Annotated in this window: 5 protein-coding genes; 2 read left to right on the top strand and 3 right to left on the bottom strand. The window is 58.1% G+C overall.

All coding sequences use genetic code 11. From position 1 onward, the window contains the following. The 3 genes from thiD to glmM all read right to left on the bottom strand — a co-directional run. Positions 1–936, bottom strand: a 936-nt coding sequence (thiD, locus tag Q0239_RS03145; protein ID WP_298598248.1) for a bifunctional hydroxymethylpyrimidine kinase/phosphomethylpyrimidine kinase, incomplete at its 3' end; no start/stop codon positions are given. Continuing rightward, positions 933–1,157, bottom strand: a complete 225-nt coding sequence (locus tag Q0239_RS03140) for a DUF1272 domain-containing protein (RefSeq protein ID WP_298598245.1) — start codon at positions 1,155–1,157, stop codon at positions 933–935. The genes Q0239_RS03140 and thiD, both read right to left, overlap by 4 nt. Further along, entirely contained in the window at positions 1,157–2,497 is a 1,341-nt protein-coding gene (glmM, locus tag Q0239_RS03135; RefSeq protein ID WP_298598242.1) for a phosphoglucosamine mutase, read from the bottom strand. The genes Q0239_RS03140 and glmM overlap by 1 nt, the downstream gene beginning before the upstream one ends. A gap of 151 nt (positions 2,498–2,648) precedes the next feature. Between glmM and Q0239_RS03130 the strand changes: the two genes are divergently transcribed. Further along, positions 2,649–3,017 carry a cation:dicarboxylase symporter family transporter gene (locus Q0239_RS03130; protein WP_298598237.1) on the top strand — a complete coding sequence of 123 codons (369 nt, stop codon included), beginning with the start codon at positions 2,649–2,651 and terminating at the stop codon, positions 3,015–3,017. After that, positions 2,966–3,188, top strand: a 223-nt coding sequence (locus tag Q0239_RS03125; protein ID WP_298598234.1) for a cation:dicarboxylase symporter family transporter, incomplete at its 3' end; no start/stop codon positions are given. The genes Q0239_RS03130 and Q0239_RS03125, both read left to right, overlap by 52 nt.

The raw sequence follows: 3,188 nt of genomic DNA, 5'->3' as shown, positions 1-3,188 counted from the left end.
GGTGGCGATATCCTGACTTTCGTGGATCGAGAAGGTTGCGCCGTTGGGCACCTCGAAACGAGCGTAGCCGTTGGAAGGGCTATCTACGATCTGCTGCAGCCCCAGCGCCTTATAAAAATCCACCGCCGCCGCATAGTTGGTGCAACCAACAGTCACTTGGTTAAGCGACGGACCTTCGACCATAGCATCCTCACGGACATATTGGTGCCCCATTGGCCCGTGGCCCTGCCCGAGCCCCGGCGCATCGTAGAGAGCAAGTCGAACAAACAGGCGTGCGCGTTCGATCGACTGCTCAAACGTAAAGCCCTGACCCAATCCGGTCGCAATCGCACTGGCAAGTGTGCAGCCGGTGCCATGGGTGTTGCGCGTTTCGATCCGCGGATCGGCCCAGTCGCAGCCTTGTCCCTCAGCCAGATCAAGGCGATCGATAATAAGGTCACCTTCCGCATGCCCACCCTTGATGAGGAGCGGTATATGGCGTTCGAGCAAAGCCTCTCGCCCGCCTAACGCCTCCAGTTCAGGCAGGTTAGGTGTCGTAAGCGTCGCAAGCCGCATCAGCCGTTCGAACGCCGAAATCGTATCGTCGTCGGCAAGAATTGCCCCGCTGCTCGCGACCATCACGGGGTCGAATACGATCGGGCAAGACAATTCGGACAGGCTGTCCGCAACCGCATGCGCTGTCTCCGCACTTCCGATCATTCCGATCTTGACCGCATCTACGCCAATATCGCTGACGACTGCTGCAATCTGGTCAATCACCATTTGCGTCGGAATCATATGGACCGCATCGACGCCCAGCGTGTTCTGCGCGGTGATTGCGGTCACCGCCGTCATCGCGTGGCCACCCAGCATGGTGACGGTCTTGATGTCGGCCTGAATACCCGCACCGCCGCCGCTGTCAGAACCGGCAATGATCAGGATGCGGGCGGTACTCATCCCTTATACCTCCTCTCGGTTGAGGCCGGATATTTCTCAAGCAATTTTGCTGTCCGCGTAGGGCGGTCGAGCAATTCACCGCCGCAATTGGGGCAGCGTTCATCCAGCCCATCTGCACATTCGGCGCAGAAAGTACATTCGAACGAGCAGATAAAAGCGCCGCCAGATTGCGCCGGCAAATCGGCTCCGCACTTTTCGCAATCGGGGCGCATTTCCAGCATCAGACAGCTTCCTCTACGGCGGCGCAGATACGGTCGACAATCGCACGAACCTGCTTGGCATCGTCGCCTTCGGCCATCACGCGTATCAACGGCTCGGTGCCCGAGGGCCGAATGACAAGGCGCCCGGAGCCCTCCAACTCTTTTTCCGCTTCGGCAATGACCGATTTGACTGTGCCATTCTCCAGCGGCTTGCCACCCGAATAGCGTACATTTTTGAGCAACTGCGGGACCGGATCGAAGAGATGCAGCAATTCACTGGCCTTCTTTCCGCTCTCGACCAGTTCGGCGAGAACCTGCAGCGCGGCAATGGTTCCATCACCGGTAGTGGCATGGTCGAGCATGATCATATGCCCTGATTGCTCCCCGCCAACATTCATCCCACGCGCGCGCATTTCTTCCAGCACATAACGGTCGCCAACCTTGGCGCGGACGAGTTCGAGATGCTGGCTTTGCAAATAGCGTTCAAGGCCGAGGTTCGACATCACCGTTGCGACAATGCCTTTCCCACGTAACAAACCATTGCGGCTCATCGCGGTTCCGAGCAGGGCCATTATCTGATCACCATCAACAACGCGGCCTTGTTCATCCACGACAATCAGACGGTCGGCATCGCCATCCAGCGCAATACCGATGTCGGCACCTGCGGCGACCACCGTTTCCTGCAGCGTCGCCGTGTGGGTGGAACCGACACGATCATTGATGTTCTTGCCATTGGGATTAACCCCAATCGCAGTAACCCTTGCTCCCAATTCCCAGATTGCGGCAGGCGCCACCTGATAGGCTGCACCATGCGCACAATCGAGCACGACATGCAGACCGTCAAAACGGATATGCTCTGGCAAGGTCGCTTTTACCGCGTGGATATAACGCCCACGCGCATCCTCGACTCGCCGGGCACGGCCTATATCCATCGACTTGGCAAGCTTGGGCGGTTGGTCGAGCAGGGCCTCGATCGCATGCTCATCTTCGTCCGATAGCTTGAATCCGTCGGGTCCAAACAGCTTGATGCCGTTATCCTCATAGGGGTTATGGCTTGCCGAAATCATTACGCCAAGGTCAGCCCGCATTGAACGGGTAAGCAGGGCAACTGCAGGCGTCGGGATCGGCCCGAACTGGATCACATCCATGCCAACGCTGGTGAAACCGGCCACCAGCGCGTTTTCAACCATATAACCCGACAGCCTTGTATCCTTACCGATGACAACGCGGTGTTTGTGATCGCCACGCAGGAAATGTGCGCCTGCTGCCTGCCCCACCTTCATTGCCATTTCGGCGGTCATGGCGCTGGCATTGGTCCGTCCGCGGATGCCGTCCGTGCCGAAATATTTCCTGCCACCCAACTGTCAGACTCCCTCAATTTGTTGCGTTCAGCCTTAGCCAGCGTCGCCACATGCTCCAAGCCGGAAATTCACAACCCGCCGTAAAGTCTTGCCGCTTGTCAGTTTTGTCCAGCAGTGCATAAGAGGCGCAAAATCGACAATGGGAGCTTGCATGAAAAAGGCGTGGATCATTTTGGCGGCGCTGATTGCCGGATTGCTGATCGGGATGGCGGTTGGCGATCGCTCTCCGCTCTTCCACGATATTGCCGATGTCGTTGGCACGATCTGGCTCAACGGCCTTCGGATGACAGTGATCCCGCTCGTCGTCGCCTTGCTGATTACCGGCATCGTCCAAACCGCGAACGCTGCGAGCGCAGGGCGCACTGCAACGCGTTCGGTAATTACCATGATCTCCATTCTCGTGCTGGTCCTGCCCTGCTGGCGATTTTCCCGCTTGATCCGGATGCTGCACAGGCCTTGCGCCAAGCCATGGGCGCTGTCGAACCCGCCGCCGCACCGCCGCCGTTCAGCGAGTTCCTGAAAGCGGTGGTCCCGACCAATCCGTTTCAGGCTGCAGCAAGCGATGCTTTGCTACCTCTCATCATCTTCACCATCGCCTTTGCCTTCGCGATCACGCGGCTGGAGGCTGGCAAGAAGCAGATATTGGCCGGCTTCTTTGAAGCCATGGCCGAAGCGATGGTTACAGTCATCA

The organism is uncultured Sphingorhabdus sp. (genome assembly GCF_937872355.1).
Classification (GTDB): domain Bacteria; phylum Pseudomonadota; class Alphaproteobacteria; order Sphingomonadales; family Sphingomonadaceae; genus Sphingorhabdus_B.
The sequence above is the reverse complement of the archived record's forward strand: the minus strand, read 5'-3'. Positions and strand labels throughout refer to the sequence as shown.